This window comes from Mesorhizobium sp. M7A.F.Ca.MR.245.00.0.0 (assembly GCF_003997415.1).
In the GTDB taxonomy this organism is placed as follows: Bacteria; Pseudomonadota; Alphaproteobacteria; order Rhizobiales; family Rhizobiaceae; genus Mesorhizobium.
In genome coordinates, this window is the sequence record NZ_RZTE01000100.1 from 1 (window position 1) to 1343 (window position 1343).

1 protein-coding gene is annotated in these 1343 nt (G+C 57.1%); it reads left to right on the top strand.

Annotation, left to right across the window (positions count from 1 at the left end; genetic code table 11):
* Positions 1 to 908 (top strand): TlpA family protein disulfide reductase (locus EOB80_RS34735; RefSeq protein ID WP_164762837.1); only part of this gene is annotated, 908 nt, incomplete at its 5' end.
* Between the last annotated feature and the right edge of the window lie 435 nt (positions 909 to 1343).

Here is a 1343-nt window from a genome sequence, read left to right on the forward strand (position 1 = left end):
CGCGGACCAACGTGGATGCCTGGCTGACCGAGAAGTTCCCGAATCTGAATTATCGGACAGCGTTCGATTGCACTGGCGAAATGAAAAAGCTCTGGCTGGAACCCAGCTCTTCGTTCGGGATTCCCACCTCGTTCGTGGTCGACCGCGACGGCCACATCGCTTATATCGGCCACCCGGCACCTCTCGATGACGTTTTGCCGAAAGTCCTTAACGGCAGCTGGCGCAGCAGCTATGAAGCGAAAGCCGTCGATGCAAAGCGAATCTCGCGTGTGCGCGAATCGTCGCTGAGTCAGCCGATATACGCCAAACTTGGGCCGGCGATGCAGGACGAGGATTGGGCAGCGGCACTATTGGCCATCGAAGAAGGCCTCGCCGTGATGCCAGACTCTTTTGATTTTCGGCGGGTTCATGCGGATATTCTGCTTCACAAGCTGCGCGACATCAAAACCGGCTTGCCGCTTATGCGCGAATTGGTCGAGGACGCGATCAACAAAAAGTTCGAAGCGATGTCTTGGGTGGTGATGGCGCTGAACCAACTCTTCCATCCCACGATCGACAACTCCCATCTTCCGCATGATGATCGCTTTGCGATGGGCAAGGAGCTCTCCGAACAGATCCTGGAACTTAATCCTCCGCAAGGCGATGGAGACTTTAAATTCGGGTGTTACTTTCCGGTCGCTCAGTATTATTACGAGAGCGGCAACAAGGACCGGGCGATCGAGTTGATCGAGGTGGCAATCAAATCGCTGGACCATTCGGAGCCAGTGCCGGACCAAACCAAACAGCGCTACCTCACCTCGTTGCTCCAAGCCCTGGCCAACTACACGGGTGAGCCTGCCTGTCACGCGGGTCTCTGTGTGGCTCCGCAAAACAAGACTTCCGAAACTCAAAACGCTGTCACTTCCTGAGCAAGGATCGCGAAGGGCATGACAATTGGAATTGAACACCGGCAAATCCGCCCGCCCAGGCGCACTTCGCAGCAATAACGTCGATGCCGCAAAAGTGCGCGGCTTGCGGCAGGTGGAATTTCCATTGCGTTTACCTCGGGTCGAACCGCGGCGCAGGCGTTCGCGCCGCGGTGAAAGGTCTCGCATTGGTGGACGTGCTCGAGGTCGGCCACGGGACACCGTTGCGTGGGATCGGCTCGCCCAAGCCATTCCCCGCCCACGCAAGCGCCCGAACCACACATCGCAGAAAAAGAGATCGTCCTTCAAGAGGAGTACTGAAATTGGGGAAAAGCGAAATTCCTCATGAACCGGTTGGCCCTGCTGTCCACGGGGACGACGAGGCCCTTGCTTCCCCGTTCGTCAAATGCCTCCTGCGGCTCATTCGTACTCAGGATT